The 20,197-nt window shown below is 49.3% G+C and carries 16 protein-coding genes; 1 reads left to right on the top strand and 15 read right to left on the bottom strand.

Translation table 11 applies throughout. The features are described from left to right. Positions 1-81: 81 nt before the first annotated feature. The 15 genes from dnaE to rpsB all read right to left on the bottom strand — a co-directional run bounded on the left by dnaE (position 82) and on the right by rpsB (position 18,877). Positions 82-3,591, bottom strand: coding sequence for a DNA polymerase III subunit alpha (dnaE, locus tag ACOJUN_RS19925; RefSeq protein WP_422133637.1), 3,510 nt, complete (start codon positions 3,589-3,591; stop codon positions 82-84). 68 nt (positions 3,592-3,659) lie between these two features. Next, positions 3,660-4,277 carry a ribonuclease HII gene (gene rnhB / locus ACOJUN_RS19920; RefSeq protein WP_422133636.1) on the bottom strand — a complete coding sequence of 206 codons (618 nt, stop codon included), beginning with the start codon at positions 4,275-4,277 and terminating at the stop codon, positions 3,660-3,662. Then, positions 4,264-5,421 carry a lipid-A-disaccharide synthase gene (gene lpxB / locus ACOJUN_RS19915; RefSeq protein ID WP_422133635.1) on the bottom strand — a complete coding sequence of 386 codons (1,158 nt, stop codon included), beginning with the start codon at positions 5,419-5,421 and terminating at the stop codon, positions 4,264-4,266. Before lpxB ends, rnhB begins: the two co-directional genes overlap by 14 nt. 53 nt (positions 5,422-5,474) lie before the next feature. Next, positions 5,475-6,242, bottom strand: a complete 768-nt coding sequence (gene lpxA / locus ACOJUN_RS19910; RefSeq protein WP_422137103.1) for an acyl-ACP--UDP-N-acetylglucosamine O-acyltransferase — start codon at positions 6,240-6,242, stop codon at positions 5,475-5,477. Positions 6,243-6,516: 274 nt separating this feature from the next. Further along, positions 6,517-7,545: a UDP-3-O-(3-hydroxymyristoyl)glucosamine N-acyltransferase gene (lpxD, locus tag ACOJUN_RS19905; RefSeq protein ID WP_422133634.1), complete on the bottom strand. Its 1,029-nt coding sequence runs from the start codon at positions 7,543-7,545 to the stop codon at positions 6,517-6,519. A 3-nt stretch (positions 7,546-7,548) separates the two neighbouring features. Continuing rightward, positions 7,549-8,046 carry an OmpH family outer membrane protein gene (locus ACOJUN_RS19900; RefSeq protein WP_422133633.1) on the bottom strand — a complete coding sequence of 166 codons (498 nt, stop codon included), beginning with the start codon at positions 8,044-8,046 and terminating at the stop codon, positions 7,549-7,551. A gap of 420 nt (positions 8,047-8,466) precedes the next feature. Continuing rightward, entirely contained in the window at positions 8,467-10,782 is a 2,316-nt protein-coding gene (gene bamA / locus ACOJUN_RS19895) for an outer membrane protein assembly factor BamA (protein WP_422133632.1), read from the bottom strand. 47 nt (positions 10,783-10,829) lie between these two features. Next, on the bottom strand, positions 10,830-12,206 hold the full coding sequence (gene rseP, locus ACOJUN_RS19890) for a sigma E protease regulator RseP (RefSeq protein ID WP_422133631.1): 1,377 nt from the start codon (positions 12,204-12,206) through the stop codon (positions 10,830-10,832). 154 nt (positions 12,207-12,360) lie between these two features. Next, on the bottom strand, positions 12,361-13,548 hold the full coding sequence (ispC, locus tag ACOJUN_RS19885; protein WP_422133630.1) for a 1-deoxy-D-xylulose-5-phosphate reductoisomerase: 1,188 nt from the start codon (positions 13,546-13,548) through the stop codon (positions 12,361-12,363). Positions 13,549-13,550: 2 nt separating this feature from the next. After that, entirely contained in the window at positions 13,551-14,351 is an 801-nt protein-coding gene (locus ACOJUN_RS19880) for a phosphatidate cytidylyltransferase (protein ID WP_422133629.1), read from the bottom strand. Continuing rightward, positions 14,345-15,100 (bottom strand): polyprenyl diphosphate synthase, encoded by a 756-nt coding sequence (uppS, locus tag ACOJUN_RS19875; protein WP_422137102.1) that lies wholly within the window; start codon positions 15,098-15,100, stop codon positions 14,345-14,347. The genes ACOJUN_RS19880 and uppS overlap by 7 nt, the downstream gene beginning before the upstream one ends. A gap of 357 nt (positions 15,101-15,457) precedes the next feature. Continuing rightward, entirely contained in the window at positions 15,458-16,015 is a 558-nt protein-coding gene (gene frr / locus ACOJUN_RS19870) for a ribosome recycling factor (RefSeq protein ID WP_422133628.1), read from the bottom strand. Then, positions 16,008-16,748: a UMP kinase gene (pyrH, locus tag ACOJUN_RS19865; RefSeq protein WP_317141688.1), complete on the bottom strand. Its 741-nt coding sequence runs from the start codon at positions 16,746-16,748 to the stop codon at positions 16,008-16,010. The genes frr and pyrH overlap by 8 nt, the downstream gene beginning before the upstream one ends. Before the next feature lie 260 nt (positions 16,749-17,008). Then, entirely contained in the window at positions 17,009-17,869 is an 861-nt protein-coding gene (gene tsf, locus ACOJUN_RS19860; RefSeq protein WP_422133627.1) for a translation elongation factor Ts, read from the bottom strand. Between the two features lie 195 nt (positions 17,870-18,064). Beyond that, positions 18,065-18,877 (bottom strand): 30S ribosomal protein S2, encoded by an 813-nt coding sequence (gene rpsB / locus ACOJUN_RS19855; protein ID WP_422133626.1) that lies wholly within the window; start codon positions 18,875-18,877, stop codon positions 18,065-18,067. Positions 18,878-19,317: 440 nt separating this feature from the next. Between rpsB and map the strand changes: the two genes are divergently transcribed. Next, complete coding sequence (gene map / locus ACOJUN_RS19850; protein ID WP_422133625.1) at positions 19,318-20,118, top strand: type I methionyl aminopeptidase; 801 nt, start codon at positions 19,318-19,320, stop codon at positions 20,116-20,118. The last annotated feature ends 79 nt before the right edge of the window (positions 20,119-20,197 follow it).

Raw genomic sequence — 20,197 nt, 5'->3', positions numbered from 1 at the left:
GATTCCACTTCAAGAGTTCCGCATCAGCTGAAAAATACGTAAAAGCGATCAATATGTCGAGTTAATAAGAGTAAGCGTCTGTTACTGATACTCTACTTTGGCGGACTCTTTGCCCAGCCATTGCCTTAAACCCATCACCAGGTCATCACTGGGACTAACATTCCATTTTTCGCCCAGCCGGATACTGGCCGAAGCATCGTCACGGGTGTAGTTGACCTGCACCGGGAGCTGACCCGGATGCTGTCTGAGCAAGCCGGACATTTTGGCATGAAACGCATTGTCCACCTGCCCACTGCTTAAATCCACCAGCAGCCTGCGGGCATAGTAACTTCGGGCATCAATCAGGTTGAGAGCTTTCTTGGCTCTGACCTTGAGGCTACCAGAGTAGTCATCAAAGCTGACCTCCCCTTCAAAGACAATCACCGTATCCATCTTGATGAGCGCCTGACACTGCTCAAAAACATCGGCAAAGATCGATACTTCGATTCGGCCAGTACGATCATCCAATGTCACAAAACACATTTTGTCGCCGCGTTTGTTATTCATGGTCCTCATGGCCACCACCAGGCCTGCTATGTTTTGACTTTCGCCTCTGGCTGGCTGAAGGTCCCGGATACGGTTGCGAATAAAGTGTTTGATCTCCTGCTCATATTCATCAATGGGATGACCGGTCAGGTACAGACCCAGAGTGTCTTTTTCGCCACTCAGCCGAACTTTATCGGCCCACTCTTCGACATTGCCGTACTTATCGTAGACATCCTCTTCACCGGCGGGCACCAGTGCACCGAACAGATCACCATGGCCAGAGTCAAAACTCTTGGCGGCCTGGTCTGCCGCTTTCATGGCTTCAGATTGGCTGGACTCCAACACCGCGCGGTTAAAATTGTATCGGGCCTTTTTACCCGGTGCAGGCCCCAGCAGATCAAGGGCACCGGAACGAATCAAAGCCTCCAGAACCCGTTTATTGATACTCTTGGCATCAACACGTTCACAAAAATCAAAGAGGTCCTTGAATGGACCGCCTGAGTTTCTGGCTTCAACAATGGATTCGATAGGCCCCTCACCAACGCCCTTGATGGCACCCAGACCATAAACAATATGCCCGTCGTCATTCACGCCAAACATATAGTCACCACTGTTTACATCCGGTGGCAGCAGCGTAAGTTCCATTTCCCGACACTCTTCAATAAACGTCACAACCTTGTCGGTATTCTGCATATCGGAACTCATGACCGCCGCCATAAATTCTGCCGGGTAATGGGCTTTCAGCCAAAGCGTCTGATAAGAGACCAGGGCATAGGCAGCCGAGTGAGATTTGTTAAAGCCGTAACCGGCAAATTTCTCCACAAGGTCGAAGATTTTCATCGCCAGCTCGCCATCAATCCCCTGTTTGATAGCCCCTTCTTCAAAGACTGCTCTCTGCTTGGCCATCTCTTCGGGTTTTTTCTTACCCATGGCTCGACGAAGCATATCCGCACCACCCAGGGTATAACCTGCCAGCACCTGAGCGATCTGCATGACCTGCTCCTGATACAGGATGATGCCATAGGTAGGCTGCAGAATCGGCTGAAGCCACTCGTGCTGATATTGAGCATCCGGATAGGACAACTCTTCCCGGCCATGCTTACGATTAATGAAGTTATCTACCATGCCCGATTGCAGAGGCCCCGGGCGAAAAAGGGCTACGAGAGCGATGATATCCTCAAAACAATCGGGCTGAAGACGCTTGATCAGATCCTTCATGCCCCGGGACTCAAGCTGGAAAACCGCAGTGGTCTCAGCCCGCTTGAGCATGTCGTAGGAGAACTTGTCCTCCAGATCGATCATCATGATGTCAAGCTCATCCTCGCCACGTTGCTGGCGGCGGGGGTTGATCATTTTCAACGCCCAGTCAATGATGGTCAGAGTTCTCAGCCCCAGAAAGTCAAACTTCACCAGACCAGCAGACTCAACATCATTTTTATCAAACTGGGTAACAACACCGCCACCGGCTTCATCACAGTAAAGCGGTGCAAAATCGGTCAGTTTGGTCGGTGCTATGACGACACCGCCAGCGTGCTTACCGACATTGCGGGTAACCCCTTCAAGTTTGAGCGCCATATCCCAGATTTCCTTGCCATCTTCATCGATATCAAGAAAATCCCTGATAGTAGCTTCCTGCTCGTAAGCTTTACCGAGGGTCATACCGATCTCGAAGGGAATCATTTTCGAGAGCCGGTCTGCAAGACCGTAGGACTTGCCCTGGACCCTGGCTACATCCCTGACCACCGCCTTAGCAGCCATGGTACCGAAAGTAATGATCTGGGAGACCGCATCACGACCATAGGTTCTGGCGACATAGTCAATCACCCTGTCTCTGCCATCCATACAGAAGTCGACATCAAAGTCAGGCATGGACACCCGCTCCGGATTCAGGAATCGCTCGAACAGCAGGTCATACTGAATAGGGTCAAGGTCGGTAATTTTTTGCGCGTAGGCCACCAGTGAACCAGCACCGGAACCACGCCCCGGCCCGACCGGTATGCCGTTACTTTTAGACCACTGGATAAAATCCATTACGATCAGGAAATAGCCCGGAAATCCCATCTGGAGAATAATATCCAGTTCGAAATCGAGACGATCCCGATACACTTTTTCTTTACTGACATAGTCAGAATCAGCAGGGTCCAGAATAGTTTGCAAACGTTCAGTCAAACCATCATGGGAAAACTTCCTGAAAAAGGCATCCATCGTCATCCCCTCAGGGATGGGAAATTCTGGCAGAAAGTACTCGCCCAGATGCACATAAACCGAGCAGCGCCGGGCAATTTCCACTGAATTTTCAAGCGCTTCAGGGATATCGGAGAAGAGTTCACACATCTCTTCTTCCGTTTTCAGATACTGCTCTTCGCTGTATCTTTTGACCCTGCGCGGGTCGTCCAGGGTTGAACTTTCACCGATACACACCCGGGCTTCGTGGGCTTCGAAGTCTTCTTTATTGATGAACATGACATCGTTGGTGGCCACTACCGGGCAATCGTATTTTTCAGCCAGCGCGACGGAGCCATGCAGGCAATCCTCATCACCCGCCCGGGATGTTCTGTGCAGCTCAAGATAGTAACGCCCCGGAAAAGCTTCCATCCATTCAGTCAAAAGCTCACCCGCCAGCGCTTCATTGCCATTAAGAATGGCCTGACCTACATCCCCTTCTCTGGCACCTGATAGCGCTATCAGGCCTTCAGATTTTTCCTGAATCCATTCTCTTTTGACAATGGCTTTGCCATGCTGCTGATTCTCCAGAAAGGACCGGGAAATCAGCTCTGTGAGGTTTCTATAGCCCTTCTCATTCATAGAAAGCAATACAAGTCTCACAGGCTCAAGAGCCGGATCAGAATGCGTAACCCATAAGTCAGCGCCACTGATCGGTTTAATACCCGCCCCCTGGGCACTGTTATAAAACTTTACCAGCGAGCAAAGGTTCGACTGATCAGTAACGGCCACCGCAGGAAAACCCAGCTCTCCCGCTGCCTTAATCAGTGGCTTGATGCGAACCAGGCCATCGCTCAGGGAAAATTCTGTATGAAGTCTCAGATGTATGAAACGTGCAGGCATGAGAGAAGGTAGACCGATTGATGGTGATTTTTAATTCTAACAACGGAGCCATGTTAACTGCCAGCTCGTTATAACCCCGATGCCTCCAATGCATCACGGACAGGCTTGAACGAACGACGATGGATAGGCGTCGCCCCAAGCTTTTTCAGGGCATCCATATGAACTCTGGTTGGATAACCTTTGTGACCGGCAATCCCGTAACCGGGATAGTGCTTTTCCAACTCAACCATTTCACGATCACGTGTTACTTTTGCCAGAATAGAAGCTGCCCCAATCTCCGGAACAGAACCATCACCTTTCACCACAGCCTCAGCAGGACAGGGCAGATCAGGACAACGATTACCATCGATCAGGGCCAGTTCCGGCTTCACTGAAAGGCCTGCAACCGCTCTCTGCATGGCCAGCATAGTGGCATGAAGAATATTCAGTTCATCGATCTCATGAACTTCAGCCCTGCCGATGGACCAGGCCAGTGCTTTCTCTTTGATTTCTTCAAAGAGCGCATCACGTTTCTTTTCAGACAGTTTCTTGGAATCATTAAGCCCGGCTATGGGATTATCAGGGTCCAGAATGACAGCGGCGGTCACCACCGGACCGCAGAGTGGGCCCCGACCCACCTCGTCGACACCACAAACCTGTGTAACGGTCACGGGGACAGCAAAAAAACCCAGCTCATTTTGTTGCATCGTATTTTCCTACTACCGACATCACCGCCTCATAGGCCAGAGCACTGGCATCACGTTTGAGGGTTTTATGAATCGCTGTAAATTCCTGAACCAGGTGACTTCGCCACTCCTGATCGTCTAATGCCCTGATCATGGCTTCATAGAGCTTTTCAGAGGTCGCATCGTCTTGCAGCAGCTCAGGTACACAGGGCTTGCTCGCCAACAAATTCGGCAGGCCAACGTGGTCAACTTTTACCAAACGACTGAGAATCGCAAAACTCAGTGACGCCATTCGATAGCTGATCACCATAGGCCTCTTGTGTAAAGCTGCTTCTAGAGTAGCCGTTCCTGAAGCGATCAAAATAGCATTGGCTGCCGCCATCATCTCGGAAGTTTTACCGACGGCAACCGTGACATTCAGATCTGGAAAATCTTCCAGCATGGGTAGCAACTGCAACTTTCTCTTTTCATTGGCACAGGGAATGACGAACCGAATATCGGGATGGTCTTTCTTTAGCAGGCGCGCAGTGTTTAAAAAAAGCTCCCCCAAACGGGATACTTCAGCTTTTCGACTGCCCGGCAATAAGGCGACCACAAGCCCTTCTTCATCCATTCCCAGTGAGCGCCGAGCTGCAACCGCGTCCGGCTCCCAGGCCACTTGATCGGCCAGCGGATGACCAACAAAAGTGACCGGAACCCCATGCCCCTGATAGTAATCTGCCTCAAACGGGAGAAGCGCGAGCATATGATCAACGGCACACCGAATTTTCTTCAATCGGCCTTCTCGCCATGCCCAAACCTGAGGACTTACATAATGAACTGTAGGTATCTCATTGGATTTAAGGTACTTTTCCAAAGCCAAGTTAAAGTCAGGCGCATCAATCCCGATAAAAACGTCTGGTTTTTCTGCCATGAAAGTTTCTTTCAGCTGCTTGCGAATCCCTAATAGCTCTCTCAGCCGCCCCAGCACCTCAACAAGCCCCATTACTGAAAGCCTCTCCATGGGGAAAAGACTCTCAAACCCTTCAGCGATCATCATTGGACCACCAATCCCACAGCATCGGGCATCGGGGTGATGGCATTTGATCTTTCTGATCAGCGCTGCTCCCAGCAGATCACCCGAGGCCTCCCCGGCCACCAGAGCAAATGACAGTGTTCTGGACATTCCTATTTACCGTGAAAAATATGTGGCTGGCAGGGAAAGACTGACTTCGAAAATCAGCGCGTGATACCTCGGGTTGACGCTTTCAAAGAGTCAATAAGCAACTGGATTTGGGGCTGTTTTTTCATGGATTCAAGCCTGTCCAGTGCCTCATTAGTCCGCAGACCCTGCCGGTAGATCAACTTGTAACATTGACGCAATTCACGGATCAGTTCCGAACTGTAACCACGACGCCTCATCCCCTCAAAATTCATGCCGTGAGCCTTGGCCGGGTTACCACTGACCATCACGAATGCAGGAACATCCTTGAAGAGAGCTGTATGAGCAGCACTCATACTGAAATCACCAATAACACAAAACTGATGCACGGTGGTGAACCCTCCCAGGATGACCCCATCACCAATCCTGACATGACCGGCCAGCGTAGCGTTATTGGCCAGGATAATGTTATTACCAACGATGCAGTCATGGGCCACATGAACGTAGGCCATCAACAGGTTATTGCTGCCAATGCGGGTAATCGAATTATCCTGGGAAGTCCCCCGATGAATAGTACAACCCTCACGGATCACATTATTGTCACCCATTTCAAGCCAGGTCGTTTCGCCTGCGTACTTCAGGTCCTGACAATCTTCACCAACACTGGCGAACTGGAAAATGCGGTTATTTCTGCCTATTTTGGTGTGCCCCTTGACAACAGCATGGGCATGAATTTCTGTTCCAGAGTCAATTTCAACGTTTGCACCAACAATGGCATAGGGTCCGACCTTTACGTCCGGTGCCAAAGCAGCACGCGGATCAATAATGGCTGTCGGATGGATCAATTCATCCAGAACAGCATTTGATTCTTGGCTGGAACGGGAATCAATCAAGACTATAGTTCCTTTCTTGCACAGGTTATTTCAGCACAGCGGGCTATCTTACCATCAACCTCCCCCTGACAGGAGAACTTCCAGACATTTCTTTTCATGGCCAGAAATTAAGCCCTCAGCAAAACCTGATCACTGGGCATGACAGGATGATCAGGAAATACAGCAAGAGACTGATAAACCAGCCTCTTGCTGATAGATACCGAACGTGCGGCACATCAAACGGGTTTCATTCTTCGAGTCGGCGCTCGCACCGTTTAAGTCGTTTGGCCATATCATCAAGTCTCCTGAAGCGGACCGCGTTCTTTCTCCACTCCCCCGCATCCATGATGCCTGTCCCGGATGCATAGGCACCAGAACGGGATATGGATTTGGTAACCATTGCCATTCCAGAGAGATGAACATGATCAGCAATGGTGATATGACCCGCAAGACCCGAAGCACCAGCAATGGTGCAATATTCACCAACCCTGGTACTACCGGAAATACCGACATTGGCAGCAATAGCAGTGTGCTTTCCTATTATCACGTTATGAGCGATCTGCACAAGATTGTCGATTCTGACTCCGTCGTGTATCACCGTGTCCCCCAATGCGCCTCGATCGATACAGGTGCAGGAACCAATCTCTACATTGTTACCGATAACTACTCCACCGATCTGGGCTATTTTATGCCACTGCCCGTCCAATCGGGCGTTGCCAAAGCCATCGGCCCCGATAACAGCATTAGCATGAATAATACTGCGCTCACCAATAAAGACACCGTGACAGACTGAAACATTTCGACAAATATGACTGTTCTTACCGATCACAGTGTCATGACCAATCACAGCACCGGCATCAATTCGAACACCCTCAGAGATCTGAACTCCGGACTCAATCACTACTTTTGGGCCTATTGCGGCCGTTGGATGAATCGCGGCGTCTGAAGCAATAACTGCGGAGGAATGGATACCTTCAGGCAACCCCTTATCAGTATCAAACAGATGAGAAAGAGAAGCATACCCCAGATAAGGATTATCCAGAATCAATGCATTCCCGGCCCAGGCTTCAGCCTGAGCGGGTGCCAGAATAACGGCACTGGCCCCTGTAGTCTCCAGGTAGCGAGCGTAGGCGGGATTCGCTAAAAAGGCCAGCTCACCAGCAACAGCATCCTGAAGGGTATTCAGGCCAGAGATACACTCCTCACCATCACCCTTGAGTTCAGCAGCCACTCTGTCAGCCAGCTCAGACAAGGTAAAGGAAAAAGACTGTTTCATGAATTACTTCAACTTATTCATGCGCTCAATCACCTTACGGGTGATATCAAAACCAGGCTTAACGAAACGCGTAGCACCACGCTCCAGAACCAGATCATAGTCCTGCTCTTTAGACACTTCCTCAATCGCTTTATCAAGCTTCGGTCTCAGCTTACCCAGTTCGGTCTGGTCAGAACGGGCTTTTTCGCTTCGCAGCTGTCGATCTTGCAGTTGCAGATCTTCAAACTTACGCTTGATCTGGACCTGACGATTCTCACGCTGACCCTCGGTTAAAGTAGGACCATCTTTCTGCAGCTTTTGCTCCATTACTCTGATTTCTTCCTGCAGTGCTTTGAGCTGTTTGATTTTAGGAGCAAACATCTTTTCAGCTTCTTTGGCATATTTTTTGGCAGCGTCTGACTCCAGAACAGCCATCTCAGAATCCACAACAGCGATTTTTTGTGCCTGAGCCAATGGAGATAACAGCAGCAGAGCAACAAACGCCAATTTGATCGATTTCAAGTTCTTTCTCCTGAATAAAAACGCAAAGTCCAAAACAGAGTATACCTTTGTATACCAGAAACTCTCTAAAGCCTGAAACAATCACCTGATAAATTCTGAAACAGCTTCAAAGCTTTCCTAAAGCCACATGCGAGAACGCACTAATTATAATGAAATGGTATTATATCGCATCTATTTATACTGCTCTGCTTGTATAGAATCAGTAAAAACTGATTCTTTCTCCTGGCAAAAAAAGTGGGCATTCATCATATATAAAACCATCCTTCGGTATTATCGAATCGCAGGAATAATCAGGTGGAAATCAGAGCCGAAAACTGCTGAGGAAACACTCGCTCAACCTGTATGATTGTATTGGCTTCTGAAAATCTTATTGAGAGCTGCTAATGCCAGAAGCAGCCCTCAATAAAATCACGAGAGGTTTTAGAAAGGCGTACCCAGGGAGAACGCAAACACCTGAGTCTCGTCCTCTCCCTCGGGATTAAGTGCTTTGGCCAGACTAAAGGTCAGCGGTCCGAGTGGAGTAATCCAGGTCAGGCCCACGCCCACACTGTAACGAAGCGAACCAAAATCAGGCTTCGAGCAATCCTTGATATCACCGCTGGGACAATTGGTATCAAAGACATTACCGTAATCAAAGAACAGACTGGTTCTGAGCGAACGCTGATCTTTCACAAAAGGCAGAGGGAAGAGCACTTCAGCGGTACCCTCGAAGACAAAATCACCACCAATGGCGTTGTAATCATTGTCTGTCCGCTCTTTGGCCTTAGGACCCAGGGAGTTATCTTTATAGCCACGAACAGAGCCAAAGCCACCCGCATAGAAATGCTCGAAGAAAGGTATGTCGGTGGTATCACCATAGGCACCGATATAACCAATTCTGGTAGAGACGCGCCCTGTCAGCGTGTCGGTAAACGGATAGAAGTACTGGCCACGATAAACCAGCTTGTAAAAGCTGACATCCGACCCCGGAATAGTCACCTGCGCCGATGCACTTTGAGAGTAACCCCGTGTCGGCAGCAAGCCCCGATTCAATTCATTTTCGGACCAACTCAGCGTTGTCTTGACGTTTGTGAAACTATCACCATTCTCCTTCAGATAATTGAGAATATAATCCGGCGTTTCTGAACCCGTTGTAATACTGGTATCGTCAATACCCAATCCCATACTGATTGTCTGAGTTTCCGAAATCGGGTAACCAAAGTTAACATTGGCACCGGTTGTATCTGCAGCATAGTTCGAGATATCAGTATCACTGTAATCATAAGAACGGTGATACAAGTTGAAACCACGGCTGACACCATCAACGGTGAAATACGGATCAGTAAAGCTGAAGTTATAGAGCTGACTGACATCACTTTTGTTCAGACCTACAGACACCTTGTTACCGGTCCCCAGGAAATTGTTCTGACTGATAGAGCCGCCCAAAAGCAGGCCGTCAGACTGAGAGAAACCCACACTGGCTGATATACTGCCCGAAGGCTGCTCTTCAACGGTGTAGTTCACGTCAATCAGGTCACTGGTTCCGGGAACCGGTGGTGTTTCAACATTGACTGACTTAAAGAAACCCAGACGTTCCAGACGCACCTTGGATTGCTCAATCTTCTGAGTGTTCGCAGAAGCACCCTCCATCTGGCGCATCTCACGACGCAGAACTTCATCTTCGGTTTTGGTATTCCCGGTGAAGTTGATCCTGCGAACATAAGCACGTTTACCAGGATCAACAAAAAATGTCAGGGAAACGGTTTTCTTTTCGTGATCCGGAGTCGGTATACCTGTCACATTGGCAAAGGTATAACCTTCATTACCCAGGCGCCTGCTCAGAATTTCTTCTGTCGTCGTAATCACCCGACGGGAAAACACTTGTTCCGGTCTGGCCAGCAACAAGCTTGTGGCCTCTTCTTCAGAGATAATCAAGTCGCCCGCCAGCTTGACATCACTGATTGAGTATTTATCACCTTCATCAATATTAACAGTGATAAAAACACTCTGTTTGTCAGGACTAATCGAAACCTGAGTGGAGCGAATATTAAAGTTGATGTAGCCTCGATCCAGATAGTAAGAGCGCAGACGCTCCAGATCACCCGAGAGTTTTTCCCGGGAATACTTATCACTGGAGCCAAAGAACGAGAGCCAGTGCGACTCTTTGAGTTCAAACAAACCCAGTACATCTTCCTGAGGGAAAACCGTATTACCAACGACATTGATATGTCGGATGGTCGCTACCTTGCCTTCTTTGACATTGATAGTCAGCTTGACCCGGTTACGGGGCTGAGCTTCAACATCAGCGGTAATACTGGCTCCATAACGACCCTGAGCAACATATTGACGCTCCAGTTCAAGTCGAATAGCCTCCAGGGTAGCCTGCTGAAAAATCTCACCTTCAGCCAGACCTGACTTACTCAGCCCCTGCTTGAGATCATCCGTTTTGATGGCTTTGTTACCCTTAATTACAATTTCACTGATTGAAGGTCGCTCAATAACCGAAATGACCAGAATATCACCGTCTCTGGCCATTTGAATATCTTTGAAATACCCCGTGCGGAACAGAGATTTAGCTGCACTGGAAATCTGCACAGATTCAATATCATCCCCAACCTCTATGGGCAATGCATTAAATACTGTACCGGCTGAAACCCTCTGAAGGCCATCAATCCGGATATCAGACACTACAAAAGCATTAGCGCCTGACGCATAGGCCATCGAGCCAATCAGCAGAGACAACAGTGATCGCTTCATGGAATCCGTTCTTAGTCCGTGTTCATTTTTCACTCTGGGTAGTCGCATCAGAAAAGCCGGCTTATGTCATTATAAAGAGCCAGCATCATTACACTGACCACCAGAGTCACCCCAATTTTCAACCCAACCATCTGAGCCTTTTCAGACAGAGGTTTCCCTCTGACCCACTCCACCAGATAAAACAACAGGTGTCCTCCATCCAGTACAGGAATGGGCAGTAAATTCAAAACCCCAAGGCTGACACTCAACATGGACAAGAAATAGAGAAAATTCTCCAGTCCTGATTGCAGGGACGCGCCAGCCACTTTAGCAATGGTAATAGGGCCGCTCAAGTTTTTTACCGAAACCAGCCCGACAACCATCTTCCACAGCGACTCAAGCGTCATTCCTGTCAAAGCTGACGTTGCCTGAATAGCTTTGGGCACTGCGGAGAGCGGGTTAAACTGCAAGGTCCTGACCATATCGTCAGGCCAGGAGACCGACTGAACACCAGCACCAATATAACCCACAGATTGACCTTCCACCTCTTTCTCACCAGGCGTAATGGTAAGACTTTGGAGACTGCCGTTACGCTCAACGTCTAACTGCAGTGTTTTACCAGAGTGACTACGAATCAGGTTAACCCATGCCAGCCAATCCTGTACAGGCTCACCATTGGTTTTAAGAATTTTATCTCCGGGCTGGAGGCCTGCCTGCTCAGCAGCACCGCCCGGAACAACCTGACCGATAACAGCAGGTAGTTGTGGTGAGTAAGGTACAATCCCCAGTGCCCTGACGGGATTCAGATCCTCCTGACCTACCAGCCAGTTATGCAGGGGCACCTGCCTGATGACTTCAGTGCCTTCAGGCTTTTGACCAGGGATTCCGGGCCTGACCACGATTTCAACAGAGCGATTGTCGCCAATAAACGACAAAAGCTCCATATTCACCTGTTGCCATCCGGGTGTATCTGTTGAGTCAATTCTTAAAATCTCATCACCGGGCTGAATACCGGCTATTGCAGCAGGAGAATCAGGCAATACTTTTTCAACCTGCGGCAGCACAGTCTTTACACCCAAAACATACATTAACCACAGTGCCGCTATTGCCAGCAGGAAATTAGCGATCGGACCCGCAGCCACAATCGCTATCCGGGACAGGACAGGCTTGTTGTTAAAAGCGAAGGCTCTTTCCGATTCAGGTACAGGCCCCTCCCGCTCATCCAGCATCTTGACATAACCGCCAAGGGGGATGGCTGCAATTACGTATTCAGTCCCCTGACGATCAGTTCGCTTCCAGAGCGGCTTACCAAAACCTACGGAAAAGCGAAGAACCTTGACACCACAACGACGGGCCACCCAGAAGTGGCCAAACTCATGGATACTGACAAGAATTCCTAACGTTATGACAAAAGCCAAAAACGTTTGCAAAGTTCCAAATATCATTTCGCGCTACCCAACCTCCGGTACGCCTGCCTGCCTGCTTTGACCTTGAACTCGCAGACAGCAGTGGTTGACAGAGTTTTATGTTTCAATGTACGACTGTAAATAGAATATCGCCAGAATGACAGTAAATATATGTATTTAAGCCATGACAGCATCAAGCTGTCTTGTGCCACTGTTCAATCTGGGTTCTGGCCTGCAACCTGGCCTTTCGGTCAGCATCCAGCACCTGTTCAATATCACCTGCACTGAACACCTGAAGCGCCTGAAGCGTGGCATCAATGACTTCCGGGATACGATCAAAACGTAGATGATCACCCAGGAAGGCTTCCACAGCCGTCTCATTGGCTGCATTTAACATAGCGGCTGCAGTCCCACCGGCAGTTGCAGCATCCTGAGCCAGCTGCAAACATCTGAAACGTTGCATACAGGGCTTCTGAAAATCCAGTCTGCCAATATCGGCCAGAGAAAGTGGCTCCACACCGGATTGCACGCGCTCAGGCCAGGCCATTGCATGAGCAATCGGTGTGCGCATATCCGGATTGCCCATTTGTGCCAGAACTGAGCCATCCTCATAATCCACCAGAGAATGAATGATACTCTGCGGATGAATCAGCACCTCGACCTGGGAGGGACGAGCACCAAAGAGCCAGCAAGCTTCAATAAACTCAAGCCCCTTGTTCATCATGGTGGCCGAGTCTACTGAAATCTTTCGCCCCATGCTCCAGTTCGGATGAGCACATGCCTGGGCTGGTGTAACAGCAGGTAGAGTGTCTACCGGTGCATCCCTGAAAGGCCCACCCGAAGCGGTTAATAGAATTCTGCGAACCCCAACCCCCTGAAGACCTTCACTATAACCATGGGGAAGACACTGAAAGATAGCATTGTGCTCACTATCAATTGGCAACAGCTGGGCACCAGACTCTTTTACCGAATCCATAAAGAGCGCCCCGGTCATAACCAGCGCCTCTTTGTTTGCCAGCAAGACTTTCTTACCTGCCTTGACAGCGGCCAGAGTAGGCAGCAGACCTGCGGCTCCGACAATAGCAGCCATGACGATATCGATGTCTGAATCAGCAGCCATCAGAGCGACTGACCGACTACCACCAAGAACCTCTGTTTTAATCCCTTCAGCTTTTACCGATGCTCGCAACTGATCGGCAACAGCAGGATCTGACATGACAGCGAAGTCCGGCTTAAACGCCCTCACCTGCTCCAACATCGCATCATGACTTCGACATGCGACCAGCGACCTGACTCTGTAACGATCATTGTTTCGAGCAATGACGTCCAAAGTGCTTTTTCCGATAGACCCGGTTGAACCCAGGACACAAACCTGTTGCATGCTTAACTCCCTCCGACAATCAGAGCCAGAGTAAAGACCGGCACAGCCGCCGTCAGGCTGTCTATTCGATCCAGCACCCCACCATGACCTGGCAGTAAATTACTACTGTCCTTAATACCGCGCTCACGCTTGAGCATACTTTCAAAAAGATCACCCAATACGGAAACCAGAACAACAGCAACTGAAAGTACCAAAAGACCCAGCCCACGAGCTAAAGAAAGGTCAAAATACAAGCCCACACAGGCCGCCACCAGTAACGACATTAGTAGCCCACCGACCAATCCTTCAACCGTTTTCTTGGGGCTCACCCTCTCGGCGAGCTTGTGACGACCAAGATTCTTACCGGCAAAGTAGGCACCTATATCGGCTGCCCAGACAAGCAGAAACACCAGAATAATGGTCCAGCCATGCTGATCATGGAGTTTAAGTTTTGAGAGTGCAAACCAGGCTGGAACCAAGGTCAACACACCCATCACCAGCCTGAGCAATCGACTCTGACAGAAACGGGCAGAGGCCGGATAACTCTTCACCAGAGCAAATGCCAGCAGCCACCAGATAACAGACACTGTCAGCAGTGCATAGGCCGACATATCTTTCACAAACCAGCAGACCCCAGCGATCAGCAACACATAAACCACCCGGGCAAAAACATCTTTAAAGCCGGACAAATTAGCCCATTCCCAGGCTCCCAGCATGATAACCAGGGCAATCAGGACTGAAAAAGCGGTGGGAGGAAGAAAAATAACACTGCTCAGGGCCAATACTGCCAGAACTACAGCAGTTAGAATTCTCTGTTTTAACACGTAGCCTCAGCCTCCACCTGCTCACTGGTCTTGCCAAATCGTCTCTGGCGATTGACATAAGCCAGGAGCGCACGCTCAAACTCCCTGCGATCGAAATCCGGCCACAAGGTTTTGGTAAAATAAAATTCGCTGTAGGCACACTGCCATAAAAGAAAGTTACTGATACGCTGTTCACCACTGGTTCTGATGAGTAGATCAGGCTCGGGTATACCCACTGTACTCAAATGCTGACCAATTAACGACTCATCAACCTGGTCAGCGGATATCTCCCCCTGCTCTACCATGTTAGCCACTTTGCGGGCAGACTGGGCAATATCCCACATTCCTCCGTAATTGGCAGCAATCACCAGAGTCACTTTCGCTTCGTCAGCAGTCAAAGCTTCTGCTTCAGCAATATGTTCCTGTATGTCCGGACTAAAACGACTAATGTCGCCTATAATCTTCAGTCTGATATTATTTTTCTTGAGCTTAGCGGTTTCCTTGCGCAGCGTTCTCAGAAACAACTCCATCAAGCCATCCACTTCACTCTTCGGCCGGTTCCAGTTTTCACTGCTGAAAGCGAAAAGAGTCAGAACTTCAATACCTGCTTCACCGCAGGCTTCAATCACTTCTCTGACTGCTTTCAGACCCGCTCGATGGCCGGCAAGACTCGGAAGCAGTCGCCGTTTCGCCCAGCGGTTATTTCCATCCAGAATGATGGCCACATGGCGGGGCAACTTCTGAACTGGTACTTCCTTAAGGCTGCCGATTTCCTCTTGCGATTTCATGGCCATTCACTATTTTGTTGATCTGAAAATACAATTTATTTGCAGCACTCCGGAAGCGTTCACTGCAAATTGTAAACGCCAGCAAAGTGCCACTCCTAACACCTCAGAACAGATACACAAATCCACCTGAGAAACACCATCCCTGATCAAATGAGACATTAAGAGGAGCGATCAAACAGCCATGTTAAGGAAACACAGCCATGCCAATGACACAGAGCTGACGACAACACCACAATAACCACATTTGCAATTAAAGTGAGACTGCTATATCCAGATTGACACAGATTGATTTTCTTCGCTCATGACTGTCTATAACCAATCAATTAGAAGATGAAGCGCTCAAACTTCCATCAGGTCCTTTTCCTTGCTGGCCAACGCCGCATCTACTGCCGCAATGTATTTATCAGTTACCTTCTGGATATCGTCCTGTGCACGACGCTCATCGTCTTCACTGATTTCTTTTTCCTTTTCCAGCTCCTTGATATCGGCCAGCGCATCACGACGAATATTGCGAATAGCAATTTTAGCGTTTTCAGCTTCCTGACGTGCCTGACGGGTGTAGCCCTTCCGGGTTTCTTCAGTCAGGGGAGGCAGAGGGATACGAATCACTTCACCGGCAGTGGAAGGATTCAGACCCAGATCAGATTTCAGGATCGCTTTTTCTACATCAGGAACCATCTGCTTTTCCCAGACGCGGACAGCCAGAGTCCTGGCATCTTCAGTAGAAATGTTAGACACCTGGCTCAATGGCGTCTCGGAGCCATAATAAGAGACCCTGACACTATCGAGCAGACTCGGGTGAGCGCGGCCAGTACGAATTTTGGCAAATGCACTGTCCAGAGAGTCAACACTCTTGCTCATGCGCTCCTGCGCATCTTGCTTAATTTCTTCAATCATTTTCCACCCCACTCACCAGTGTTCCTTCTTCGCCACCTACCACTGCATTGAGCAGAGCACCGGATTTATTCATATTGAAAACCCGAACGGGCATCTGCTGATCACGGACCAGACAGATCGCAGTCAAATCCATTACGCCGAGTTTGCGCTCGAGCACATCATCATAGGTCAGGGATTCAAATTTTACTGCATCAGAATGTTTAACCGGATCCTTGTCATAGATACCGTCAACCTTGGTTGCTTTCAGCACAACATCGGACTCAACCTCAATACCGCGAAGGCAGGCTGCAGAGTCTGTTGTAAAGAAAGGATTGCCGGTACCCGCTGAAAAAATCACTACATCGCCACCATTGAGGTAGCGCATTGCACGACGATGGTCATAGTGCTCTACAACACCATCCATCGGAATGGAAGACATGACCCGGGTGTTGATGTTTGAACGTTCAAGGGCATCACGCATAGCCAGAGCATTCATAACTGTGGCCAGCATCCCCATATGGTCACCAGTCACACGGTCAAGGCCAGCGGCACTCAGCGCTGCGCCACGAAAAAGGTTTCCACCACCGATCACGATACCGACCTGAACGCCGATACCGACCAGCTGGCCAATTTCCAGAGCCATTCTGTCAAGAACACTGGGATCAATGCCAAAGTCCCCCGCTCCCTGAAGGGCCTCGCCACTGAGCTTAAGCAAAATGCGCTTGTATTTCGGTTGTCGATCATTTGCCGGCATATTCAGCTTTCCAATTCAGAGTTAGGCGAAGGCGCGCCTGTCCCCGATAACCTGCCGACTCACCCCACATCCTGCCAAATGAGCTTTCTGCACTGTCAGCAGCTCAAAAGCGGCCGTTTACATACAACCTTGCAGCAGTGCATCATTGCTCAGATACCAGAACACGGGTAAACCTGCAGACCCGCTGAACAGGCTCAGTCAAGCCTGTTCAGCTAACAGGTCAGGCACCATCCATTAACCAGTAATAACCAGTATCAGGATCAGAGTCCAGCCTGAGCGCGAACTTCAGCAGCGAAGTCCACTTCTTCTTTCTCGATACCCTCGCCAACTTCGTAACGAACGAAGCCAGTGATAGTTGCCCCAGCTTTCTTGGCCAGAGCACCTACCTTGACATCAGGGTCTTTAACAAAAGGCTGTTCAGTAAGACTGTTTTCAGCCAGGAACTTGTTGATACGACCAGCAATCATCTTTTCGATAATTTCAGCTGGTTTACCAGACTGCTCTGCCTGAGCCTTGAAGATTTCCTTCTCTTTTTCAACCAGCTCAGCAGGCATGTCGTCCTTGTTAACCACCTGAGGGTTAACAGCAGCAACGTGCATAGCTACATCACGAGCCAGCTCGGAGCTGCCACCGTCAAGGCTAACCAGAACAGCAATACGCTTGTTACCGTGAACGTATGCGTCAATCACGCCACCTTCTACGATTTCAATACGACGGACACCGATGTTTTCACCGATCTTCTGTACCAGCGCCAGGCGTGCTTCTTCCAGTTCACCTTCCATCAATTTGGCTACGTCAGCTTCCTTACGGTCAAAAGCAGCGTCTAACACTGTCTGAACGTAACCCAGGAAGTTGTCATCACGAGCAACAAAGTCGGTCTCGGAGTTAACTTCAACCATTACACCGAAGCTTCCATCTTCAGCAACTTTGGTAGCGACAATACCTTCAGCTGCGGTACGACCTGCTTTCTTGGCGGCTTTAGCCTGACCAGATTTACGCAGCTCTTCAATCGCCTTTTCAATATCACCTTCTGAAGCAACCAGAGCCTTTTTGCACTCCATCATGCCCAGGCCAGTGCGTTCACGCAGTTCCTTAACCAGTGCTGCAGTAATTGCTGCCATGGTGGGTTCCTCTCGCAAATATTCAATAAGGGATTCAGGGCAGCCTTGAGCTTAGTTGTTTAGCGCTTCAAGCTTATGACATACAAAATAGGCTTGTGCATACTGAAGCTCCTGTCAATGACCACCCCAAAGTGACAAACGCTCTTTTAAATCTGAAAAAGGGGGCCACGCCCCCTTTTCGCAACGACCAGAAGATTAAGCTTCCTTAGTGTCTTCCTGGCCGTCTTCAGCCTTGGCTTCAGCTGCTTCTGTAGTTTCTGCAGCTTCAGCTGCTTCTGCAGCTTCTACTTCAACTTCTACAAACTCGCTTTCAGCGCCTGTGTTGGCAGCGGAACGACCTTCAAGAACAACATCAGCAGCAGCTTTAATGTATAACTGAATAGCGCGAATCGCATCATCGTTACCAGGGATAACGTAGTCAACACCTTCAGGACTGGAGTTGGTGTCAACGATACCGATGACAGGGATGCCCAGCTTATTGGCTTCCTGGATAGCGATGCGCTCGTGCTCGACATCGATAACAAACAGTGCGTCTGGCAGACCACCCATTTCCTTGATACCACCCAGAGAGCGATCCAGCTTTTCCAAATCACGACGGCGCATCAGGGCTTCTTTTTTGGTCAGCTTTTCGAAAGTGCCATCTTCAGCCTGAGCTTCCAGGTCACGCAGACGACGTACAGACTGACGAATGGTCTTGTAGTTGGTCAGCATACCACCCAACCAGCGATGTGCTACGAAAGGCATGCTGCAGCGAGCAGCTTCTTCACGAATGATCTTACCGGCGGCACGCTTGGTACCAACAAACAGAATCTTGTTCTTACCTTCGGCCAGCTTGCGAATGAAGCTCATCGCTTCATTAAAGGCAGGCATGGTGTGCTCAAGGTTGATGATATGAATCTTGTTACGAGCACCAAAGATGAATTTATTCATCTTCGGGTTCCAGAAACGAGTCTGGTGACCAAAATGCACGCCCGCCTTGAGCATGTCACGCATGGTGACTTGAGCCATGAGAATTCTCCTGTTACAGGGTTAGGCCTCCACACACCCCATGAGTTCGACCCAACGATCAGCTCTCGCTGACTGCACTCGGGCACCCTGAATCATGTGTCGGTGTATGTGAGTTCTGTTTACAAAATCAAATAGTAACCTCGCAATCAGGTGACCCTGAACACGAGGACGCAATTTTATACCACAATCTTATGATGATTCAAAGTCGACAGATTTCTTTGCAGGAGGATTCTTTATACAGTTGAAGCCAGTTCCAGTTAACAATAACCAACTCTCTCTTCTTTTCTGTTAGAATTTCAGCAATGAATCCATAAAGCCCCTGGGAAGCTACCGAAGCAGACCGTCATAAGTGATCAAAATGACCTTGTTAACCCGTCATCAAAGATCACTCACTATAGAGCACTCTCGGTATTTCCTGCGCCTGACAAAGAATATTTGAAATGAACGTTACGATCAAAACCCCTGAAGATATTGAAAAAATGCGCATCGCCGGCAAGCTGGCTGCCGAAGTACTGGAGATGATCACCCCCCACGTAAAACCTGGCATTACTACTGGCGAACTTGATCGTATCTGTCACGACTACATCGTTAATGAACAGCAGGCTATTCCAGCCCCCCTGAACTATGGTGCTGCACCCGGTCGCCCCGGTTTTCCAAAATCCATATGCACCTCTCTGAACCATGTTGTCTGTCACGGCATTCCCAATGACAAGAAGACCCTCAAGAACGGCGATATGCTCAACATCGACATTACTGTTATCAAAGACGGTTACCACGGTGACACCAGCAAGATGTTCCTGGTCGGCAACGTCCAGCCCTATGCAGAAAAATTAGTCAATGTCACACAGGAATGTCTCTACAAGGGCATCGAGATCGTCAAACCCGGTGTAAGGTTGAGTGATATTGGCCGGGTCATCGCCCAGCATGCTCACGCCAACCACTACTCTGTGGTTGAAGAGTTTTGCGGCCACGGCATCGGAAAGGTCTTCCATGAAGATCCTCAGGTACTTCATTACGATGGTTATGGCGATCATAACGATTATGTTCTGCGGGAAGGCATGACATTCACTATTGAACCCATGATCAATGCCGGCAAGAAGTTCACCAAACTCCTGGGAGATGGCTGGACTGCGGTCACCAAGGATCGTCGCCCTTCAGCCCAGTGGGAGCACACCATTCTTGTTACCGCTGATGGCGTCGAGGTACTGACTCTCAGAAGTGAAGAAACGCTTCCTTTTTGACCCCTGAATGGCTCGCACGTTTTATCTATAGAATCTGATCTGTAGAATTTCGCCTTCAAAGAAGCGCGAGCCGTTTTTT

This window comes from Endozoicomonas sp. ALD040 (genome assembly GCF_049275945.1).
GTDB lineage: Bacteria > Pseudomonadota > Gammaproteobacteria > Pseudomonadales > Endozoicomonadaceae > Endozoicomonas_A.
This window is presented reverse-complemented; position numbering and strand designations above follow the sequence as displayed.

Bases quoted from the DNA above. Each gene is read 5' to 3' on its own strand.
- rnhB (WP_422133636.1), bottom strand. From the start codon at position 4,277: ATGCAACAAAATGAGCTGGGTTTTTTTGCTGTCCCCGTGACCGTTACA.
- dnaE (WP_422133637.1), bottom strand. From the start codon at position 3,591: ATGCCTGCACGTTTCATACATCTGAGACTTCATACAGAATTTTCCCTG.
- frr (WP_422133628.1), bottom strand. From the start codon at position 16,015: ATGATTGAAGAAATTAAGCAAGATGCGCAGGAGCGCATGAGCAAGAGT.
- rpsB (WP_422133626.1), bottom strand. From the start codon at position 18,877: ATGGCTCAAGTCACCATGCGTGACATGCTCAAGGCGGGCGTGCATTTT.
- map (WP_422133625.1), top strand. From the start codon at position 19,318: ATGAACGTTACGATCAAAACCCCTGAAGATATTGAAAAAATGCGCATC.
- bamA (WP_422133632.1), bottom strand. From the start codon at position 10,782: ATGAAGCGATCACTGTTGTCTCTGCTGATTGGCTCGATGGCCTATGCG.
- tsf (WP_422133627.1), bottom strand. From the start codon at position 17,869: ATGGCAGCAATTACTGCAGCACTGGTTAAGGAACTGCGTGAACGCACT.
- lpxD (WP_422133634.1), bottom strand. From the start codon at position 7,545: ATGAAACAGTCTTTTTCCTTTACCTTGTCTGAGCTGGCTGACAGAGTG.
- rseP (WP_422133631.1), bottom strand. From the start codon at position 12,206: ATGATATTTGGAACTTTGCAAACGTTTTTGGCTTTTGTCATAACGTTA.
- lpxB (WP_422133635.1), bottom strand. From the start codon at position 5,421: ATGTCCAGAACACTGTCATTTGCTCTGGTGGCCGGGGAGGCCTCGGGT.
- ispC (WP_422133630.1), bottom strand. From the start codon at position 13,548: ATGCAACAGGTTTGTGTCCTGGGTTCAACCGGGTCTATCGGAAAAAGC.
- pyrH (WP_317141688.1), bottom strand. From the start codon at position 16,748: ATGCCGGCAAATGATCGACAACCGAAATACAAGCGCATTTTGCTTAAG.